Origin of the sequence: Cobetia amphilecti, assembly GCF_032923285.1 — a bacterium.
Taxonomy (GTDB): domain Bacteria; phylum Pseudomonadota; class Gammaproteobacteria; order Pseudomonadales; family Halomonadaceae; genus Cobetia; species Cobetia amphilecti.
In genome coordinates, this window is record NZ_CP136695.1 from 1,973,927 (window position 1) to 1,994,872 (window position 20,946).

General features: G+C 61.9%; 16 protein-coding genes and 1 pseudogene. 10 read left to right on the forward strand and 7 right to left on the reverse strand.

Annotation, left to right across the window (positions count from 1 at the left end):
• Positions 1-21: 21 nt before the first annotated feature.
• The 4 genes from R1T44_RS08485 to R1T44_RS08500 are packed head-to-tail and all read right to left on the reverse strand — an operon-like array spanning position 22 to position 4,801.
• Positions 22-1,662: an alpha-glucosidase family protein gene (locus R1T44_RS08485; RefSeq protein WP_317292932.1), complete on the reverse strand. Its 1,641-nt coding sequence runs from the start codon at positions 1,660-1,662 to the stop codon at positions 22-24.
• Positions 1,663-1,688: 26 nt separating this feature from the next.
• Positions 1,689-2,531: a carbohydrate ABC transporter permease gene (locus R1T44_RS08490; RefSeq protein ID WP_084208934.1), complete on the reverse strand. Its 843-nt coding sequence runs from the start codon at positions 2,529-2,531 to the stop codon at positions 1,689-1,691.
• An 11-nt stretch (positions 2,532-2,542) separates the two neighbouring features.
• A complete protein-coding gene (locus R1T44_RS08495; protein WP_175090552.1) occupies positions 2,543-3,517 on the reverse strand; it encodes a carbohydrate ABC transporter permease in 975 nt (324 codons plus the stop codon).
• A gap of 15 nt (positions 3,518-3,532) precedes the next feature.
• Positions 3,533-4,801, reverse strand: a complete 1,269-nt coding sequence (locus R1T44_RS08500) for an ABC transporter substrate-binding protein (protein ID WP_284727477.1) — start codon at positions 4,799-4,801, stop codon at positions 3,533-3,535.
• Between the two features lie 417 nt (positions 4,802-5,218).
• Between R1T44_RS08500 and R1T44_RS08505 the strand changes: the two genes are divergently transcribed.
• On the forward strand, positions 5,219-6,718 hold the full coding sequence (locus R1T44_RS08505; protein WP_107335101.1) for a carbohydrate porin: 1,500 nt from the start codon (positions 5,219-5,221) through the stop codon (positions 6,716-6,718).
• Positions 6,719-6,982: 264 nt separating this feature from the next.
• Here the strand turns inward: R1T44_RS08505 and R1T44_RS08510 are convergent, their stop codons facing one another.
• Positions 6,983-7,111, reverse strand: a complete 129-nt coding sequence (locus R1T44_RS08510; protein WP_284727478.1) for a putative transporter small subunit — start codon at positions 7,109-7,111, stop codon at positions 6,983-6,985.
• 53 nt (positions 7,112-7,164) lie between these two features.
• On the reverse strand, positions 7,165-8,856 hold the full coding sequence (locus R1T44_RS08515) for a sodium:solute symporter family protein (RefSeq protein ID WP_317292877.1): 1,692 nt from the start codon (positions 8,854-8,856) through the stop codon (positions 7,165-7,167).
• A gap of 791 nt (positions 8,857-9,647) precedes the next feature.
• On the opposite strand from R1T44_RS08515, the pseudogene R1T44_RS08520 reads away from it, so the two are divergent.
• From R1T44_RS08520 to R1T44_RS08560, 9 genes and pseudogenes are all read left to right on the forward strand, one after another.
• A pseudogene (locus R1T44_RS08520) lies at positions 9,648-9,899 on the forward strand (PAAR domain-containing protein).
• 296 nt (positions 9,900-10,195) lie between these two features.
• Positions 10,196-10,828 carry a putative quinol monooxygenase gene (locus tag R1T44_RS08525; protein ID WP_153635504.1) on the forward strand — a complete coding sequence of 211 codons (633 nt, stop codon included), beginning with the start codon at positions 10,196-10,198 and terminating at the stop codon, positions 10,826-10,828.
• Positions 10,829-11,163: 335 nt separating this feature from the next.
• Complete coding sequence (locus tag R1T44_RS08530; RefSeq protein ID WP_153635505.1) at positions 11,164-11,877, forward strand: UTRA domain-containing protein; 714 nt, start codon at positions 11,164-11,166, stop codon at positions 11,875-11,877.
• Between the two features lie 145 nt (positions 11,878-12,022).
• The gene (locus tag R1T44_RS08535) at positions 12,023-13,054 is read left to right on the forward strand and encodes a putative 2-aminoethylphosphonate ABC transporter substrate-binding protein (protein WP_317292878.1); all 1,032 of its coding nucleotides are present in this window, start codon (positions 12,023-12,025) and stop codon (positions 13,052-13,054) included.
• A gap of 62 nt (positions 13,055-13,116) precedes the next feature.
• A complete protein-coding gene (locus tag R1T44_RS08540) occupies positions 13,117-14,340 on the forward strand; it encodes a putative 2-aminoethylphosphonate ABC transporter ATP-binding protein (protein WP_317292879.1) in 1,224 nt (407 codons plus the stop codon).
• Complete coding sequence (locus R1T44_RS08545) at positions 14,337-16,028, forward strand: putative 2-aminoethylphosphonate ABC transporter permease subunit (protein WP_317292880.1); 1,692 nt, start codon at positions 14,337-14,339, stop codon at positions 16,026-16,028. The genes R1T44_RS08540 and R1T44_RS08545 overlap by 4 nt, the downstream gene beginning before the upstream one ends.
• 47 nt (positions 16,029-16,075) lie before the next feature.
• On the forward strand, positions 16,076-17,215 hold the full coding sequence (locus R1T44_RS08550; protein WP_317292881.1) for a 2-aminoethylphosphonate--pyruvate transaminase: 1,140 nt from the start codon (positions 16,076-16,078) through the stop codon (positions 17,213-17,215).
• Between the two features lie 13 nt (positions 17,216-17,228).
• Complete coding sequence (gene phnX / locus R1T44_RS08555) at positions 17,229-18,047, forward strand: phosphonoacetaldehyde hydrolase (RefSeq protein WP_317292882.1); 819 nt, start codon at positions 17,229-17,231, stop codon at positions 18,045-18,047.
• 335 nt (positions 18,048-18,382) lie between these two features.
• The gene (locus R1T44_RS08560; protein WP_153635511.1) at positions 18,383-19,279 is read left to right on the forward strand and encodes an EamA family transporter; all 897 of its coding nucleotides are present in this window, start codon (positions 18,383-18,385) and stop codon (positions 19,277-19,279) included.
• 116 nt (positions 19,280-19,395) lie between these two features.
• On the opposite strand, the gene R1T44_RS08565 is transcribed toward R1T44_RS08560, so the two are convergent.
• Positions 19,396-20,877, reverse strand: coding sequence for a mannitol dehydrogenase family protein (locus R1T44_RS08565; RefSeq protein ID WP_279836685.1), 1,482 nt, complete (start codon positions 20,875-20,877; stop codon positions 19,396-19,398).
• Positions 20,878-20,946: the final 69 nt, after the last annotated feature.

Below are 20,946 nucleotides of genomic sequence, written 5' to 3' on the forward strand. Positions count from 1 at the left end.
GCACCGGCTTTCGAAAGAAGGTTAGTCGAGTGCCAGGAAGGCAGCCTGATAGGGCGGCAGTACCAGGCGCGCTGTCTGGGGCTGAGCCTCATCCAGTTCGGCAGTGAAACCCGTGCCCTTGAGAAGACGCGCGCCGCCTGCGTAGGCTTGCGGCAGCGCGGTACTTAGTTCAGTGCCTGTGAGATTGAACAGGCACAGCATGCGCTGACCGTCATGCTCACGCAGGAAGCCCAGAAGCTCGTCCCCCACGTCGACCAGTTGAATGTCCCCCTCACGCAAGACCGGATGCTGACGGCGGAAGTTCAGCAGAATCCGCGTGGCATGAAGCACAGAGTTAGCGTCGTCTTCCTGGTTGGCCACGGCCAGTGGCAGGTGGCGCTCATCGACCGGTAGCCAAGGCTCGACACTTGAGAAGTCCCCTTGCGCCGCTTGACGCCAGGGCATGGGGGTCCGGCAGCCATCACGGCCCTTGAACTCCGGCCACAGCACCTTGCCGTAAGGGTCCTGAATACGCTCGAAGGGCACCTCGGCTTCTGGCAGGCCCAGCTCCTCACCCTGGTAGAGGCAGACGCTGCCGCGCAGTGACAACACCATGGCCAGGGCGACCTTGGGGTAGGACACCGGGTCTTCGTGGGCCCCCCAACGGGTGGCGCTGCGCACCACGTCGTGGTTTGACAGGGCCCAGCATGGCCAGGCATCACCGGCCAGGCGCTGGAAGCGCTCGATGACTTCTCGGATATAGCCTGCGGAATGCGGCGCATTGAGCAGATCGAATCCGTAGGCCATGTGCAGCTTGTCGCCCCCAGCGGTGTATTCCGCCATGCGCTCCAGCGGCTTGTCGTCACCGATTTCACCGACCGTGGTGGTGCCGGGGTATTCATCCATCAGGGCACGTAGGTCTCTCAGGAAGTCGAGATTTTCCGGGCGGCTCAAGTCATAGACGTGGCGCTGCCAGGTATAGGGGTTGGAATCCGGCGCGCCCAGTGTCTTGGCTTCGCCTGCTGGCACTGGCGGATTGTCGCGCAGAGCCTGATCGTGGAAGTAGAAGTTGACGGTATCCAGTCGGAAGCCATCGACGCCGAGTTCCAGCCAGAAGCGCATGTTGTCGAGCTGAGCCTGACGGGCCTCCGGGTGATGGAAGTTCACGTCGGGCTGGCTGGTCAGGAAGTTATGCAGGTAATACTGCTGGCGGCGCGAATCGAAGGTCCAGGCCGAGCCGCCGAAGATCGACAGCCAGTTGTTGGGCGGCGTGCCATCGGGCTTGGGGTCTGCCCACACAAACCAGTCGGCCTTGTCATTCGTGCGGTCCTGACGGCTTTGCTGGAACCAGGGGTGCTGGTCGGAGGTGTGGCTGATCACCTGGTCGATCATGACCTTGAGATTGAGCGAGTGAGCGCGCTCCAGCAGGGCCTTGAAGTCCTCCAGGGTGCCGAACATCGGGTCGACATCACGGTAATCGCTGATGTCATACCCGAAGTCGAGCATCGGAGAGGTGAAGAAGGGCGACAGCCAGATGCCATCCACGCCCAGGGAGGCCACGTAATCGAGGCTGGCGGTGATGCCCGGCAGATCGCCGATCCCGTCGCCGTTGCTGTCCAGGAAGCTGCGCGGGTAGATCTGGTAGATGACGCCACCGCGCCACCAGTTGGAGGAGGTCTGCATTTGGGCTTCGAGCAATGACATGAAAATTATCCTTTGACGGCGCCGGCGGTCAGGCCGGATACGATGCGGCGCTGGAAGATCATCACCAGGATGACCAGCGGTATGGTGACGGTGACGGAGGCGGCCATGATGGGGCCCCAGGGGAGCTCATGCTGGCTGCCGCCGGAGATCAGGGCGATGGCGACCGGCACGGTGCGTTCGCTGTCGGTCAGCGTGAAGGTCAAGGCGAACAGGAACTCGTTCCAGGCCGCGATGAAGGCGAGCAACCCGGTGGTGGCCATGGCCGGCCACATCAGGGGCAGGAAGACCTTGGTGATGGTCTCCCACGGTGTGGCGCCGTCCATGATCGCGGCCTCTTCCAGCTCCATGGGCAGCTGACGCATGAAGGTCGTCAGTACCCAGACGGTGAAGGGCAGCGTGAAGATGGTGTAACTGAGAATCAGGCCACCGGGGTTGTTGTAGAGATTCAGGCTGCGAATCACCTCGAACAGCCCGGAGAGCACCGCGACCTGAGGGAACATCGAGACCCCGAGGATGATCAGCATCACGGTGGAGCGGCCGCGAAAGCGCACGCGCCCCAGCGCATAGGAGGCGGTGATGCCCAGCAGCAGCGCGATCAACACGACGCTCAAGGCGATCAGGATCGAGTTGCCGATCGCCTGTAGGAAGCTCTTCTGCGCAAAGATCTGGGCATAGTTGCTGAAGTCCAGAGAGGTCAGCCAGTAGTTGACCTCGAACAGCTCACTGGACGGTTTCAGTGAGGTGATCACCGCGTAATAGAAGGGGAACACGGCGTAGACGATGATGATGGCGATCAAGGCCCATTTGCCGACATGCTTGGCGAGTCGGGTCAGCTGGTAGCGGTTCATCGGAGTCTGATTCATTTCTCCACTCCCAGTTGGCGGCGGCCAAGGTAGAGGTAGACCACGACGGCCAGCGCGATGATCAGGAACAGCATCGTGGAGGCGGCACTGCCGTAGCCCACGTCCTGGAACTCCACCAGTTGCTGGCGGGCGTAGATGGACATGGTCATGGTGCTCGACGAGTTGGAGGTCAGCACATAGATGACATCGAAGACGCGCAGTGCATCGAGAAGGCGGAAGATCACAGCGACCAGCAGGGCCGGGGTGATCAATGGCAGGGTGACACGGAAGAACACCTTCACCGGGTGGATGCCATCGACCTCGGCGGCCTCATAGCAGTCCTTGGGCAGCATCTGCAGCGCGGCGAGTACCAGTAGTGCCACGAAGGGGATGGTCTTCCAGACATCGACCATGATCACGGCCCACATCGACAGATCGGCATCCGCCGTCCAGGCCAGGGGCGCATCAATCAGCCCCAGCCCCATCAGCAGGTGGTTGATGATCCCGAACTGGTCATTGAGCATCCAGGCCCACATCTTGGCGGAGACGATGGTCGGGATGGCCCAGGGGATGAGCACCGCGGCGCGGACCAGCATGCGCCCCTTGAATTCGGCGTTGAGCAGCAGGGCCACGATGATGCCGAAGACGACTTCCAGCGACACCGAGATGACGCTGAAATAGACGGTGTTCCAGACGGAATTCCACCACACCGGGTCAGCCAGCAGGCCGTACCAGACGCCGTCGTCCTTCACGAGGTAGTTTTCAAAGCCGATGAAGGCGGCGCCGGTCGTGTCCGAGAGCGAGGCATCGGTCAGGCTGAGGTAGAAGGTTCTCAGCAGTGGCCAGCCGGCCACCAGGGCCAGCGCGACCAGCATCGGCGCGAGATAGGTCCAGGCCGCACGTACCCGCTGGCGTCTGACCTTGGTGCCGCGTTTGCGGGTCCGGGCCGAGGGCGTGTCCGTCGGCACTGACTCATTGAGCGTGGTTGTCATGCGAAACCTCCCGGGTTACCAGCGACGACGTTTGATGCGAGCCAGCTCGCCCTTCAGCTGAGCCACGGCCTGGGCGCCGCTCTGCTCGCCGCTCAGCACACTGTGGGTCGCATTGAAGAAGGCGTTACTGACCTGGCCGTAGTTGTCACCGGTGACGGCAGACGGACGTGCCACGGCATTGGTGAAGGTGTCGTAGAGCGTGCCGAAGAAGGGCACGGCGGTGAGCACCTCTTCGTCCTGATACAGCGCCGTGAGGGTCGGGTTGTAGGCGGCCTGGATGGCCCGGCGTTTCTGCTCGGACTCACCGGTGAGGAAGGCCACCAGCTGCGAGGCGAGCTCGGGGTTCTCGCTGTACTTCGAGACCGCCAGGTTCCAGCCGCCCAGCGCCGCCGCGCTTTCTCCCTCGGCGCCGTGGGGCAGCTTGACCACTCCGACCTTGCCAGCCACCTTGCTGTCATCGCTCTGGGTCAGCGACCAGGCGTAGGGCCAGTTGCGCATGAAGACGGCGTTGCCGGACTGGAAGATGCCGCGGGCTTCTTCCTCGGAATAATTGAGCGCCCCCTGCGGGGTGATCTCGCCGATCCAGCTGGCGGCCAGGTCGAGAGCGGAGGCCGTATTGGGGTTGTCGACGGTGATCTCGCCATCGGCATCGACAATGGCGCCACCGTCGTTGCTGGCGACCCATTCCAGCGCATTGCAGGTCAGGCCCTCATAGGCACGCCCCTGGAAGACGTAACCCCACATCTTCTCGCTGCCGGCCTCGCGTTCCTTTGCCTGGATCTGCGTGGCAGTCTCTGTCAGCTCCTGCCATGTCTCGGGAGGTGCGAACCCGTATTTCTCCAGCAGGTCCTTGCGGTAGTAGAGCACCCCGGCATCCGTGAACCAGGGCATGGCCACCAGGCGGCCATCGACCGTGTTGTTGTCGATGATGGTCTTGAAGTGGCCCTGCGATGCCTTTTCGCCGAGCGTCTGGTGCAGATCAAGCAGGTGATTGCCGAGCAGGCCCGGCCAGACCACATCGATCTGCAAGACGTCGATGTCACCGGACTGCGCTGACAGAATCTGCTGGTAGAGCGAGAGGCGTTCCGTCGAGGAATTGGGCGTGGAGACGATATCGACCTCATGGCCGGTCTTGTCTTCCCAGGCAGCGACGCCCTGTTCACAGAGTTCCAGTTCGGCCCCGACCGCACCGCAGGAGATGGTCAGGTCCGCGCCCATCGCAGGGGCGGTGGTGGCCGCTCCCAGCAGGGCGAAGCTTGAGGCGATTAGCGTCTTGCGTTGCATGGTGGATCCTCGTCACTTGTTGTTGTTTGACCCGCATCGGACGACTGGGTGGGGGAGAGTCACAACGTCGTCCGATGGTGGCTTCTTAATCGATTAAGGCGTAGTCACAGTCAAACGATTGGCGTCGATATCCGCAACCTGAACTTTGGTCTTGCTGTCACCGATATGTCGCCAGAAATGGGAGTTTTACGCGGTGATCGCTCCCCTTTGGTCGAATTTCGACATAAGTCGTGTGTCTGGAGCGCCGGATTGCCACTAGGGTCTTAAACGATTAAGTGAGTGTGGCAACCCCTCCAACGCCAATGATTCGGGCGCCACTTCGCTGATCATCGCCAAGCGAGTGATTCGTCAACAACAACAAAGGCTCTCTTCAACATGACAACTCCCCCTCAGCACCCGCTCAAGACCCCACTTGTCATGGCCGTTGCCATAGCGGTCATGAGCACCAGTGGACTCGCCAATGCCGACGGGACAGGCGATATCGAGGCGCGGCTCGCAGAGCTGGAACAGCGTATCGATGACGCCGAACAACGGGCCAGAGCGGCTGAGCGTCGCGCCGCCGAGGCAGAGCGCGCGATGGCCGTTCAGCGCCAGTCGAATGAGGCTGATCAACCCGCGCGCGTGACCGCGCAGACCGAGGACCTCGAAGAGCGTCTGGCGGCCGTCGAGCGCCAGGCCAGTGGCGAAGAAGGTTTCTCCTTCAATGCCTATGCTCGCTCTGGGCTATTGATCGGCGAAGGAGGCAAGAGCATCGAAGGCGGCCCCTATCTCACGCCGGCGGGCTCGGTGGGCGGGGCGGTCGGGCGGCTGGGGAACGAGCCCGACACCTACGTCGAGTCGGTATTCAACTACAAGACCCGCTACGACAACGGGACGAAGGCGCTTTACCGCACCATGATTGCCGACGGAGTAGAGACCAGTAACGACTGGACCTCGGACGAGTCCAGTCTGAACGTACGACAGGTCTTCGTGGAGTTGAGCGATCTGCCGAGCTTTACCGGCGCCTTCGAGAACTCCTCCATCTGGGCGGGCAAGCGCTTCGATCGGGACAACTTCGATATCCACTGGCTAGACAGCGATTTCATCTTCCTCGCCGGGACCGGCGCAGGTATCTACGACGTCCAGCTTGCCGATGACTGGAAAGCCAACTTCTCGGTCTACGGGCGCAGTTACAGTGAATACCCGACAGAGGACTCCGATACTGGCGGCAATACCGACAACCTGACGTTCACCATGAATAACTATGTCGGCCACTGGCAGTGGATGGTCAGTGCCCTGTCGGCGGCAGACAATGAAGAGCGCGCCATGGACACGGGGGCCGAAGCGGCCGATTCCGGCTTCCACACCATGCTGGCCTACCATGGCGACAGCTTCTTTGGCCTCGCCGATGGCAGCTTCAAGGCCGCCGTGCTGCATGGTCGCGGGCTCGGCGCGGAGACCAAGGTCATCGGGGCTGACGGGAACCTGACGGATGACGCCACTTCTACTCGTCTGGGGCTTTACGGCACGACCTATCTCGCACCCAAGTGGCGCTTCGCACCAGCCGTTCTGGCAGAGGTGAGCAAAGATCGCTACGACGACGGAGATGAGTATTCCTGGGCGACCTTCAATGCGCGTCTGGCCAATGAGCTGACGACGAATTTCGAGATGCAGTACGAGCTGAGCTATCAATGGATGGACCTGGACCCCGGCTCGACAGGCAATGCCGTGGAAGGCGGGTATCGCAAGTTCACCATTGCACCGACCTTCAAGCCTGAAGTCGGTGGCTTCTGGAAGCGTCCGGAAATTCGCTTGTTCGCGTCCTGGAGTGACTGGGATGAAGAGCTCAATGATTACTCCGAAGACGATGCCCTCGGGAGTGCAGGCTTTACGGGAGGCGAATGGGCCTTCGGTGTCCAGAGCGAGGTATGGTTCTAGGAGCAGGGTGCTAAGACCGTCATCGCCTGCCAGTGTTTCGAGCTTGCCCGTGGAAATGTGCTCGATTTTCTGATGGCCAGCGTGGTCTCAACGACAGTGCCGGCCCCAAGCGGGTCTGGAAGTTCAAGAATGACCCCGCGCATGAGTGGATCGTCGAGCAGGTGTGATAGATAGGCTATTCTTCGGTAAGCTGTAAAAAAGCCCGCCTCTGGACATTCCAGAGGCGGGCTTTTGCGTTCATGGCGTCACATTACGCCAAGAGCTTCATACCAGCTCGCGCTTTTCTTCACGTGCGATGCGACGATCACGTGCGACCGCGCGACAGATGACGGTCAATACCGCCAGGGTGAGTGCTGGCCATATCAGTACATAGGTAGCGAAAAGCAATGTCATGGGGCATGTCTCCTGTTGTCCGTCTTCAGACGTTATCCAGCTTCATGCGAGGCTCAGGCCGCCGGCTGTGGCTGGTTGGGCGCTGAAGTCTTGTGGTCGTCTGCGTCGAGTGCTTCGTCATAGTTGCCGACACGTGCGGTGATGGTGTCGAAGTCGAAGCGCTCCTGGCGGCTGGCGAGGCTCATGACCACACACACCAGAGTGCTGGTGCCGTAAGCGGTCAGTGAGGCGAGCAGAACGGTGTAGTCACGCAGGAAGTCGGTCGCGAAGATCAGCATGGCGATCATGGCGGCGACAGCAGCGATGATGCCGAGAATGCGCCCCAGGAAGCCGAATACCATCAGACCGATGATCACGCCGCCGCCGATGCTGGCGAGCAGCTCGAAGAACAGGCCGCTCATGCCCGTCAGCGGCACCAGTTCAAAGCGTGCCAGGCAGAACATCACCATCGCGACGAGGACCGACGTGGTGAAGGCGGTGTTGGTCACGCGATTCCAGAAGCAGCTGGCGATGACCGGGAAAACGATCGCGCCCCACAGAGCCCCGACGAAGACCAGCATCACCAGGATATCCAGTGAGAAGCTGGCGAAGACGATGCCCAGCACCGTGGCGATGATCATGGTCAAGCGGCCGATGAAGAGCATGCGCTTCGGGTCTGGCTTGCCGCGGGCGATATTCTTGCCATAGACATCAGCCATGATGATGGCGGATAGCGCGGAAAGGTCGGAATCCGCGGTAGAGGACAGCGAGCCGATCACCAGAATGAAGAACAGCGCGATGAAGAACGGCGGCAGATACTCGGACACCATCTGCGGGATGAGGTTGTTCATGTCGCCGTTGAGCGGCTCCACCCCGAGTGTCAGTGCCATCAGGCCAATCATGCCCAGGCCGATGACGATGGCGCCATAGCCCAGCGTCGCGGTGAGGAAGGTCGGCTTGATGTGGTCTTCGTTGACGGCGAACAGGCGCTGGGAAATGGTCTGGTTACCGATCGCATAGGCCAGTACAGCGACGAAGAAGGGCGCCCCCTGGTTCAGGATGGCATCCGTCGAGAAGAAGTTGGCCTGCTCAGGCGTCAGATTATCTAGGCCAGCGACCAGCTCCGTCGGGCCGCCCATGGCGAAGAACACCGCTGGAATGATCACGATGGCGATCGCCATCAGGGCAACCAGTTGCGCGAAGTCGGTCAGTACCGAGGCGCGGAAGCCGGACCACAGGGTGTAGAACAGCACCCCCACACCCGCCATGATCACGCCTGCCTGGAAGGACAGCGGTGAGAGCACGGAGACGAGCGCCCCGGCGGCGGTGAAGTTGACCATCAGGCTGATCACGCTACCCAGCAGGTTGGAGAGCGCCAGAATCAGCTGACTGGAGGAGCCGTGGCGCGCATGGATCAGCTCGCCCAGTGTATGCGCATTGGGCGCCAGCTTGCGGAAGCGGCGACCGAAGGGGTAGATGAACAGAATCATCAGTGCACCCCACAGGCCATAGTGGATCGGCCCTGAGACACCATAGGTATAGCCGGAGGTGGCGGCGGCATAGAAGGAGGCCGCCCAGATCCAGGTAGCCGTCATGCTTGCCGCGCCCATGCCGAAGCCAACGCGATGGTTGGAGACCATGAAGGCATCGGCATCTTCATTTTTCTTGCGGATCCCCAGCGTCATCAGGTAGGTGCCGCCATAGAAGGCAAGCAGCAGCAGTACGACAGTCAGGGTAGAGAATTGATATAGCGATTCGTTATTCAAGAACTGGCCCTCGGTAGGGAAACAGGGCGCTACGCAACGCAGTCGCCTAAGGGCAAACGGTTGTCGATAGCGACGAGTAAGGAGGGGAAGGTTCTTAGCCGTGGACGTAGTTCTGCGTCATTTGCTCAAGCAAATGGCATCCAGCGCAGCACGTGGGCCGCGTCATCAATAATCGGCAATCTCGGTCAATGAAGACGGAGTTGGTGGCACTTCCCGGTCAGGCGGGAACTTGGGGGAGGGCGGCGTGGCATGCATCTGCCTTCATCGGAATAATGATATCGCATACGCGTCCTTGTTATCGGTCAAGCCTTGCAAGGGCGCTGATGCGAGTTGTTGGTCAGCCCCAAGCTTGGCAAAACGGTGTTTTTATTTTTTCTCGTTATCAAATTCGTTGGCAACGATAAATTATGCGCATGTCAATGTCCACACCCTGGCGGGGAAAGCTTGCCTCTCATTCACCTCAACGATGATTGGACGAGCGGGTGCGACGATGTTCAGTTGCGTGACACGTGCCAGAGCAGCATGAAAGACATGACGTATTATATAAATAATATTACTCGGCATGAGTTGTGTTTATTTGCTGAGTGTTCTGAATGGTGCCAGAAAGTGAAATAAATCGTTGTCATTACGTCATGCGTATTTCTTGTCCAATGCTTGAGGAAAAGACTCCCTCAATGGCCCAAGCAACGGCTGACTCGGCGTGGAAGAGGACGTTGACACATGGGAGAGCGAGTCTTCAAAGCGGCCCAGCTGTAGGGTCTCGGATGCTCAGTTCCGGCGATGGCGTTATAGTGCCAGGTGATAGCACCACACATGGCGGCAAGGTGGTGTATGCCCAGTCCAACTATCTGTTGGAGGGCAAGCCGGTGGCAGTGGTGGGGGGCATGGTAAGGTGTCCCAAGGATGGCCACAGCATCTGCAGCATCATCTAGGGGCATCCCACCATCAGCTTGAATGGCAAGCCGGTAGCGTTTCACGGCTGTCACACGTCATGTGGGGCGGCGCTGATCTCTGCCGCGAGTGGCAAGCAGGGCCTGGGTTGAGGACGTGAGCTGGTCGATGAGTTGTCTGTATTCGTTGATCCTGTAGCCCTGCCTGCGGGATCTTTCGTTCTGAATCTGCGTGAGGCCGCAGTTTCTTGTTTCAAGCGGCGCATTGCAGAGGAAGGGGCTGTATTCACGTTCAAGGTTTCATTGAAAGTTTTTCTCTGCGCCGCGGGTTTTTCAGCCAGGCAGCGAGAGATAGTGTCAGTCACTTCCCGAGACAGACCTGCTGCCACGTGACGTAACAGCTCTTGCCGTTGGGCCTATGACAACCACTGACTATAAGGGGCATCTCCATGCTCACCTTGATCGTGAAATTTGACGTCAAGCCCGAACAACTCGCTACCTTCAAGCAGGCCTTGGCTGACAACAAGCTGGGCTCAGCGGCTGAACCGGAGATGCTGGAAATGCGTTTCTTCGCGGCCAAGGATTCTCCCACCACCATCTTCGCCTACGAGCGCTGGGCAAGCGCCGAAGCTCATCAGGCACATGTGAATCAGCCATACGCGCAAGCCCTGCTGAAACTGGCTGACACGGCGTTGGCATCGCCATTCGAGGTGATGCCCTTGAACGATACTGACCCGGCGCCATTGCATGAGGCGAACCCCAGGCACGTGCAGCCGGAAGATGAGGTATTCAGTATCTTCTTCATCTTCAAGATCAAGGAAGAATATCGCGCTCGATTGCTGCAGCAATTCACCACGCATGTGGCGAAGACGCGCAGTGAGGAGCCGGGCAATCTCGTGTTTGATCTGTATACCATCGACGGGCAGGACGACACGCTGGTGATATACGAGCATTGGCGCACGGAGTCAGACCTGTGGGACATTCACTTCCAGCAGCCCTATGCCATCGAGACAGGCAAGCTCTTGGAGCAGGCCATGGTCGGGGACATGCAGCAGTACCTGAATATCGTCAGCGAGTTCTGAGTTCTCCCGCCGGTCATTCGTTTCCTGTTTACCCATGCGATGCGCAGTCTTTAGAGGCTGCGCATTGTGCGTTCACCCCCTCCTTGAACATCAGCGTGTCATCCCACCGCCATCCACGCCTGTGAGCTCAACCAGGCGGCTGTCATGAAACCCTGCAGCGCCAGCGGCACGTAAGCTGGCAGGCCAGTGCGAGTCACGCGAATGTGATAGTTTCTGGAGCGTCCAGCCGTTTGGCGGCGCAGAGTCCCGGGCATTTTCTTCGCCGGCGGGGCAAGCGGCGCCGTGTTATTACCCGGTAGTGGCAACCCCTTCATCTTTGGTCAGGACCCCTCGTCATGAGTGATGCGTATTACCTCCACCTTACCGATCGCCTGCGCGAACAGCTGAAGGACCCTGATGCCTTTGAAGATGGGCGATTGCCCTCGGAACGCGTGCTGGCCGAGCGCTTCGATACCACGCGCGTGACGTTGCGTCAGGCGTTGGGGCAGCTGGAGGGAGAAGGGCGCATTCATCGCAGCAATCGGCGTGGGTGGTTCGTGTCGCCGCCGCGGCTGGATTACGACCCCACGCGTGACTCCGGCTTCAATGACTATGTGACGGCGCAGGGGCGGCGGCCACGGACGGAAGTGCTGCTGACCGATGTTCAGGCCTACCCACCGGCTGCGCAAGCGCTGGGCCTGGCGGCCCAGACACCGCTCTATCATATTCGCCGCCGGCGTTTCGTGGATGAGCGCGCCGTGCTCAGCGAGTCGATGTGGGTGGTGCCGGAGCGTGCCCCGGGACTGCTCGAGGAGGGGCAGTTCGGGGTGTCACTGTGGGCGGAGCTGCGCGGGCGCTATGGCCTGACGCTGGCCCACCGTGAGCTGCGCTTCTACTCCGAGTCGCTGGGGGAGCAGGCCGCCCGGGAGCTGGGGGTCGCCATGGGTAGTCCCGGTCTGACCGTACGTCGCGCTACCTTCGATGAGCAGCATCGTCCCATCGGCTATGACGAAGAGCGCTGGCTGCACAATGCGCTGTGCATCACCGTCACGCTCAAGAACAAGCCCTGAACCCGCGCTACAGGGACACTATATGAGGTAACACTGTTTCACTGGGCCTTCAACTGACTGTCACGGGGGTGTCATTCGGCCCGCCCATACTCTTGGTATATACCAGATGGCGAGAGCCATTCATTCCAAGCGTTGGAGAGTCCCGATGTCCTTCTTGACCCGTTCCTTGCTGGCCAGTGCCGTTGGTCTAGTCGTTTCCCTCAATGCCCAGGCGGCCACCGAGCTCACCGTCTATACCGCGGTGGAGTCCGATGATCTGCAGAAATATGCCGAGCGCTTCCAGCAGGCGCATCCGGATATCGACATCAAATGGGTACGCGACTCCACGGGCGTGATCACCGCACGATTGCTGGCCGAGAAGGACAACCCGCAGGCGGATGTGGTGTGGGGCCTGGCCGCGACCAGCCTGCTGGTGCTCGAGAAGGAAGGCATGCTGTCGCGTTATGCCCCCAAGGGAGTCGAGGCGCTGGATAGCAAGTTCGTCGACCCCGCCTACCGTGATGGCCAGGACCCGTCCTGGGTCGGGATGGACGCCTGGGTCGCCTCGCTCTGCTACAACACCGTCGAAGGTGAGCGACTGGGAGTGCCGAAGCCGACGTCCTGGGAAGACCTCACGCGTCCTGAGTTCAAGGGCCACGTGATCATGCCCAACCCGAGTTCTTCCGGTACCGGTTATCTGGATGTCGCCAGCTGGTTGCAGCTGTGGGGTGACGAGGGCGGCTGGGAGTACATGGACCGCCTGCACGACAACATTGCCCGCTACACCCACTCAGGCTCCGCACCTTGCAATCTGGCCGGTTCCGGCGAGGCCGTGGTCGGTGTGTCCTTCGCCTTCCGAGGCGCGCGCCTCAAGGCACAGGGCGCACCGGTGGACCTGGTCTTCCCCGAGGAAGGGCTGGGCTGGGACATGGAAGCCGCGGCGATCATGAAGGGCACCGACAAGCGTGAGGCGGCGCAGACACTGATGGATTGGGCAGTGTCCAAGCCGGCCAATGAACTCTACAACGAAGGCTATGCGGTCGTGGCCTATCCGGGGGTGGCCAAGCCGATCGAGCATTATCCGGCCAACATCACCGAGATGATGATCGAGGCTGACTTTGCCAAGGCGGCCAACCAGCGGGATGAAGTGCTCGCCGAATGGCAGCGCCGTTACGACGGCAAGTCCGACAGTCAGTAAGTCACGCCCAGCCACCTTCGTCATTGCCCCGGCGCCTTGCGCCGGGGTCGGGAGTTTCTCGCATGTCTCTTGTGACCGCACCTCCGCGTCATCACGCCTCGCGCCAAGCGCCGCCAGCGACTGCCGGCGCCTCGCCTCGCGCGGTCTCCGGCCCTGCAGCCCAGGCGCCTGCGCGTGACGCAGCGCCTCAGGCACTCACCACGCGTTCTGCGTCGTCAGACAGCATTCACCTCAAGATCAGCGGCCTCACCAAGCGCTATGGCCAGTTCACGGCCCTGAGCGAGATCGACCTTGCGATCCGCGAAGGCGAGTTCGTGTGCTTCCTCGGCCCCTCCGGCTGTGGCAAGACCACCTTGCTGCGCGCCATCGCCGGGCTTGCGCCGCAGAGCGAAGGCACCATCCACCAGCGCGGCCAGGACATCTCACGGCTGCCGCCGCAGGCGCGCGACTTCGGCATCGTCTTCCAGTCCTATGCGCTGTTCCCCAATCTCACCGTGTTCGACAACGTGGCCTATGGGCTGCGCAATCGGCGCGATGCGCGTGACGCGATGCGCCGGCGCGTGACAGAGCTGCTCACCCTGGTGGACCTGGCCGGCAGTGAAGGCAAGTATCCGGCGGCCCTGTCCGGGGGCCAGCAGCAACGCGTGGCACTGGCGCGGGCGCTTGCGACCGAGCCGGGGCTGCTGTTGCTCGATGAGCCGCTTTCAGCGCTGGATGCGCGCGTACGTCTGCATCTGCGCAGTCAGATCAAGGCGCTGCAGGCACGGTTGGGCGTCACCACCATCATGGTGACCCACGACCAGGAAGAGGCCCTGGCCATGGCGGACCGCATCGTGGTGATGAACCATGGTGTGATCGAGCAGATCGGCACCCCCGCCGAGATCTATCGTCAGCCGGCGAACGCCTTCGTGGCCGAATTCATCGGCAGCATGAACTTCCTGGAATGCTGTCCCGAGAACGCCAGTACCCTGCGTCTGGGTCAGCAGCGTCTGGAATGCGCGGCGCATGATCTTGAGGGTCTGGATCAGGCGCGTCTGGCCATTCGCCCGGAAGCCGTCTCGCTGTGCGCAGTGGGTGAGGGGCTGTCGGCGCAGGTGGATCACGTCGAGTTTCTCGGCGCCTTCCTGCGTATCACATTAACGCTTGAGGGCTGTGGGCAGACACTGTCGGCGGATGTGGCGCTCAAGGACAGTGAGTCTCTGGGCGTGCGGGTAGGCGCCCGGGTGGGTGTGCGTCTGCCGTCAGAGGCGATCCGCCTGTATCCATTGGTGGAGGCGCAGGCATGATGGCGCGCGCATTGCCCTTGTCGGGTCGGCTGTCAGGCGAGTCCGGCTTGCGTCTGTTGATGTTGCTGCTGGCCCTGGCGCTGCTGGTCATCGGGCTGCTGTTGCCGCTGGCCACCATGCTGTTCAAGAGCGTGCAGGACCGCAGCGGCGACTTCGTTGGCCTGGCCAACTTCGCGCGCTATGTGCAGACGCCGGCGCTGGTCGGCTCGATCATCAATTCCGTCAGCATCGCGCTGATCAGTACCCTGACGGTGGTGAGTCTGGCGTTCCTGTGCGCGTACGGCATCACCCGCACCTGCATGCCGGGCAAGCGCGTCTTCCGCATGCTGTCCATCCTGCCGCTACTGGCTCCGTCACTGCTGCCAGCCATCAGTCTGGTGTATCTGTTCGGCAATCAGGGCTGGTTCAAGGATGTGCTGCTGGGGGAGAGCATCTACGGCCCCATCGGCATCGTGATGGGCATGACCTTCTGGATCTTCCCGCATGCGCTGATGATCATGATGACGGCGCTCAGCAACAGCGATGCCCGTCTCTATGAAGCCGCGGATGCGCTGGGAACGCCCAAATGGCGCAGCTTTCTGACCATCACCTTGCCGGGCGCGCGCTACGGCATCATCTCCTGTGCCTTCGTGGCCTTCACGCTGGCGATCACCGATTTCGGCGTGCCGAAGATCATCGGCGGGCAGTTCAGTGTGCTGGCCACCGATGTCTATCGTCAGGTGGTGGGGCAGCAGAACTTCCAGATGGGCGCGGTGGTCAGCGTCATCCTGCTGTTGCCGGCCTTGCTGTCCTTCGCGGTGGACCGCTGGATCCAGCGCCGTCAGGTCGCGCAGCTCTCGGCGCGCGCCGTGCCCTGGCAGCCGACGCCAAGCCCGCTGCGTGACTGGGTCTTCGCGTTGCTCTGCTATGGCGTGGCCGCCGCGATTCTGGCCGTGATCGGCACCGCCATCTATGCCTCGCTCGTGCAGTTCTGGCCCTACAACCTGAGCCTGACCCTCGATCACTACGCCTTCAAGGCGCTGGCGGGCGGTGGCTGGGACGCGTGGCTCAACTCGCTGACGCTGGCCTTCTGGGTCACCTTGATCGGCACGCTGGTCATCTTCTTCAATGCCTGGCTGACCGAGAAGAGTCAGGGCTATCGCCCGCTGCGCCAGGGGCTGCACTTCATGGCGGTGATGCCGATGGCCGTGCCGGGCATGGTGCTGGGTCTGTCCTACATCTTCTACTTCAACCAGGCCGACAACCCGCTGAACTGGATCTACGGCACCTTCGCGATTCTGGTGCTCAACACCCTGGTGCATTTCTATACCGTCTGCCACCTGACCTCGGTGACTGCGCTCAAGCAGCTTGATCCGGAATTCGAGGCGGTCGGAGCCTCACTCAAGGTGCCGTTCTGGAAGACCTTCTGCCGCATCACCTTGCCGGTGTCTCTGCCGTCAGTGCTGGATATCTCGGCCTATCTGTTCATGAACGCGATGACGACCGTCTCGGCAGTGGTATTTCTCTACAACAGCGATACCCGACTGGCCTCCATCGCGGTGATGCATCTCGACGAAGCCGGGCACTTCGCCAGCGCGGCCGCCATGGCAGTGCTGATCTTCTTCACCTGTCTGGGCGTCAAGCTGCTGCATGCGGTGGTCAGTCATCTGCTGTTGACCCGTGCCCAACGCTGGCGACAGGCGACCTGATACGCCGTTGGCCGTCTTTTTTTGTGCAAATTAACTGGTATATACCAATGAGTATTCAACATCCGTACCTGCTGACTCCCGGTCCCTTGACCACCAGTGCGAGCGTCAAGGCCGCCATGATGAAGGACTGGGGCTCCTGGGATCAGGACTTCAACACCAAGACCGCCGAGATCTGCCAGCAGTTGCTCCGCTGTGCCAATGCCAGTGAGCACCATGAGTGCGTGCCGATGCAGGGCAGCGGTACCTTCGCGGTCGAGGCGGCGCTGGGCAGTCTGATCGAGCCGACGAGTACGACGCTGGTGCTGGTCAATGGCGCCTATGGCAAGCGGCTGGTCAGTCTGCTGACTCGCATGGGACGCGACTGCGACGTGCTGGCGTGGGGCGATGCCGAGGCGCCGTGTGCCAAGGCCGTGGCCGACAGACTCGCGGCAAGGCCCGAGATCGGTCATGTCGCCATGATTCACTGCGAGACAAGCTCCGGGATGCTCAATCCGGTGGCGGACATCGCCGAGGTGGTGGCAGCACACGGTCGTGAGCTGATCCTCGATTCGATGAGTGGCTTCGGGGCGCTGGAGATCGATGCGCAACGTACTCCGTTTCTGGCGCTGATCTCCTCGGCCAACAAATGCTTCGAGGGGGTGCCGGGGTTCGGCTTCGTGATCGCTCGGCACGATGCGCTGCAGGCGGCACAGGGGCGTAGCCACTCATTGTCGCTGGACCTGCACGATCAATGGCAGTACCTCAAGCGCACTGGGCAATGGCGTTATACCCCGCCGACTCACGTGGTGGCGGCGTTTCACCAGGCGCTGAAGGAACACGCCGAGGAGGGCGGCGTCGCGGGCCGCCACACCCGCTATCACGCCAACATGCAGCGACTGGTGGCAGGCATGCGTCAGCGCGGCTTCACGACCCTGCTCGACGATGCCTGGCTGTCGCCGATCATCACCACCTTTCTGAGCCCGGCACACCCCGACTTCGACTTTTCACGTTTCTACGCCGAGCTCAAGGCACGTGGCTTCATCATCTACCCGGGCAAGCTCACCGACGTGGAGAGCTTCCGCATCGGTAGCATCGGGCAGCTGGATGTCCGCGTGATGGATCAACTTCTGGCCGCCGTGGATGACGCGCTGGCCACCCTGGGTGTCGACGATGCCCGCCCGTGCGCTGACGCTGTCGCACTTAACTGACTGGAGAACTGTCATGCAATATCACACCCCGGATCGTCTGCAGGCTGCCATCTTCGATTGGGCCGGCACCCTGGTGGATTTCGGCTCCTTCGCGCCGACCCAGATCTTCGTCGAGGCCTTCGCGGAAATCGGCGTGGCAATCAGTCTGGAAGAGGCGCGCGGCCCGATGGGCATGGGCAAATGGGAACACATTCGCACCCTCTGTGATGACCCTGCGATCGCGGCCCGTTTCGAGGCGGCCCGTGGCCACGCCCCCAGTGATGCCGATGTCACGGCGCTTTATGAGCGCTTCATGCCGCTGCAGATCGACAAGATCGGGGCGCACTCCGCACTGATTCCCGGCGCGCTCGAGGTCATCAACGGGTTGCGCGACAAGGGCATCAAGATCGGCTCCTGCTCCGGCTACCCCCGCGAGGTGCTCGAGCAGGTGGTCGCACGGGGCAAGGGCAATGGGCTGGTGGTGGATCATGTCGTGGCCACCGATGAGGTGCCCAAGGGGCGACCCTCTCCGGCGCAGTCTCTGGCCAATGTCATCGCGCTGGGCATCACTGACGTGGCGGCCTGCGTGAAGGTGGATGACACGGCGCCGGGGCTGCTGGAAGGTCGCAGTGCCGGCATGTGGACGGTCGCGTTGACCTGCTCTGGCAACGCCATGGGGCTGGATCACGCAGCGTTCATGGCCCTGTCAGAGGCAGAGCTCAATGAAAGGCGCAGCAGAATCGAAGCCCAGTTCGCGCCGTCCGGGCCGCACTTCATGATCGACACCATCGCGCAGCTGCCCGAGGTGATCCGCGAGATCGAGGCGCGTCTGGCGCGCGGTGAGCGCCCCTGACAGCCTGGTGACGGGGTGGCGACGCCAGGCCTGATGCTGCACTGCCTGTCACCTCGCTCGCCCACCTTGATCTACCATTTCACCCCACCACTTCACTCCACCCCTTCAGGCGCCAGCCTCGGGTCCTTGCACAAGGCCTTGAGGCTGGCGTCTTCTCGCAAAAGGTAAGGACATATGCTCATTGGCGATTGCCGCCTGGTTGCCCTGAAAGCCCGTCATTTCCGCATGCCCGTCCGCATGCCTGTCCCCATGCACGGGCAAGCTCACTCTCAAGCCCAATTTCATGTTCAAGCTCAAGCTCAAGTTCAAGCCCACACGATTGCCGTGAGTGCCTCTTGAGCCCACTGGCGCTGGGACTCATCCTGATCTCGGTCTGTCTGCATGCCGGCTGGAATCTGCTCGGCAAGGGGCGGGCGCCGTCGCTGGCCTTCTTCATGCTGGCCATGGCCAGTGGTGCGCTGATCTTTGCGCCGCTGCTGGGACTGGGGCCATCGTTTGCCGTGCTGCCCACTGAATTCTGGGGCTGGCTGGTGGCCACCGGCCTCTGTCAGGTGCTCTACATGGGCGGACTTGCCTGGGCCTATGCGCGCGGCGAGGTCAGTGTGCTGTATCCCATCGCGCGGGCCTTGCCGGTGGTGCTGGTGCCGCTGGTGTCACTGAGTCTGCTGGGCAGTCAGGCACTCACGGCGTTGGATCTGGTCGGCATGGGGCTGATCGTGCTCGGCGCGTTGGTGCTGCCCTTGAGCAGTCCGCAGGGCCTGCGCCCCTCGACCTACCTGACGCCCGCGTTGGGGTTCGCGCTGCTGGCAGCAGTCGGCACCACCGGCTATTCGCTGATCGACAAGCAGGCGCTGGATATCATGGTGAGTGTCGGTTACTCGCCCACCTCGGCGGGCGCTGTCTTTCTGGTGTTGCAGGCCATCATGACCGTCGCTTGGGGCGCGCTGCTGGTGATGTTGCTGCCGGCAGAGCGTCGCCGCCTGCCCGCGCTATGGCGGGGGGAGCGGGGCAGCATGGTGCTGACCGGCGTGATGGTGATGGCGACCTACGGGCTGGTGCTGGTTGCCATGACGCTGACGGCGGAGGTCAGCCTCGTCGTAGCGATGCGTCAACTGTCGATCCCGCTGGGCGTGATGCTCGGGGTGCTCTGGTTGCGCGAGCGAGCGGCCATCGCCAAGTGGATCGGCATCGTCATCATGCTGGCGGGACTCTGGACCGTTGCGCTGGTGTGAGGAAAGGCGTGGCATGAGGCACAAAAAAGCGAGACAGGCGGCTGCCTATCTCGCTTTTGTCTTTCTGCGGGCGCTGGCGGGGCATCACGTTGTCGTGAACCCCTGCACCGCCATGCTTACTTGGCGTCTGCCACCAGCATTTCCAGCGTGGCGCGCGCGCCGTTGTCGTGCAGGCTCTTCAGCGCTGCCAGGTAGGCGTCGCGGAAGCGCGGCTGATCGACCAGATCACCGAACAGTTCACGGTTGTCCAGGAAGGCAGTCGGCTCTTCGCGCTGACGGCTGGCACGCTCCATCAGCTCGTCCTTCAGCGGGTCGACCACGTCGATGGTCTCGCCTTGCTCATCCACGCCTTCTGCATAACGTGCCCAGCTGGCCACGACGGCTGCGGTACGACGCAGTTCGCCGTCGGTCTTGAGCTGTGCGTGTGCCACCGGGATCAGGAACTTCGGAATGCGGTCGGAGGTCTCGGCGCACAGACGCGCGAGGGTGTCCTTGACTTCCGGGTTGGCGAAACGCTCGATCAGCGTGCGGCAATGGGCGTCGAGATCGATACCCGGCAGCTGGGCCAGCGTCGGGCGAGCTTCCTCGTTCATGTAGCCGAGCAGGAAGTCGACGATCAGCGGGTCGTTGCAGGCTTCATGCGCGTAGCGATAGCCGGCCAGATAGCCGAAGTAGCACAGCGCCTGGTGACCGGCGTTGAGCAGACGCAGCTTCATCAGCTCATAGGGCTCGACATCTTCCACCGGCTGCACGCCGGCATCTTCAAAGGCCGGGCGGCCATGGGCGAAGTGGTCTTCCAGCACCCACTGGGTGAAGGGCTCGCAGACCACCGGCCAGGCGTCTTCCACGCCGAAACGTGAGGACAGCTCTTCGATGTCAGCCGGCGTGGTCACCGGCGTGATGCGGTCGACCATGGAGTTGGGGAAGGGGACTTCGGCTTCGATCCATGCCGCCAGTTCTGCATCACGTGCACGCGCGTAGGCAGTGAACATCTTGTGGGCGACGTTGCCGTTGCCTTCGATGTTGTCACAGGACATCACGGTGAACGGGGCGACGCCACGCTCGCGACGACGTGCCAGGGCTTCGGTGATCAGGCCGAAGCTGGTCTTGGCTTCCCCCGGGTTGGCCAGGTCGTGCTGGACGTCGGCGTTCTCGAGATTGAATTCGCCGGTGACCGGGTGGAAGTTGTAGCCACCTTCGGTGACGGTCAGCGAGACGATGCGGATCGCCGGGTCGGCCATCAGCTCGATGACGGCATCCGGGGAGTCCGGGGCAAAGCGGTAATCGATGATGGAACCCACCACGCGCGGCTCATAGTTGCCGTCCGGGTGCTTGAGTACCACGGTGTAGAGGTGGTCCTGCGAGGCCAGGGCTTCCTGCATGCGGCGGTCGCCCGGCATCACGCCGACGCCGACGATGCCCCAGTCCAGCGCCTTGCCCTGATTCATCAGCTCGTCGAGGTACATGGCCTGGTGCGCACGATGGAAACCGCCCACGCCGAAGTGGACGATACCGGCGCTGACCGCAGTGCGGTCATAGTTCGGAGTGGCTACCTTGGCGTCCAGCTGAGTCAGACTGGCATTGGAGAGACGGGTCATGGGGAGGTCTCCTGCCGCGTGTCGCGGTCGAGTCGAGATGGGTAAAGAAAGGGTAGGTCGTAACGGCCA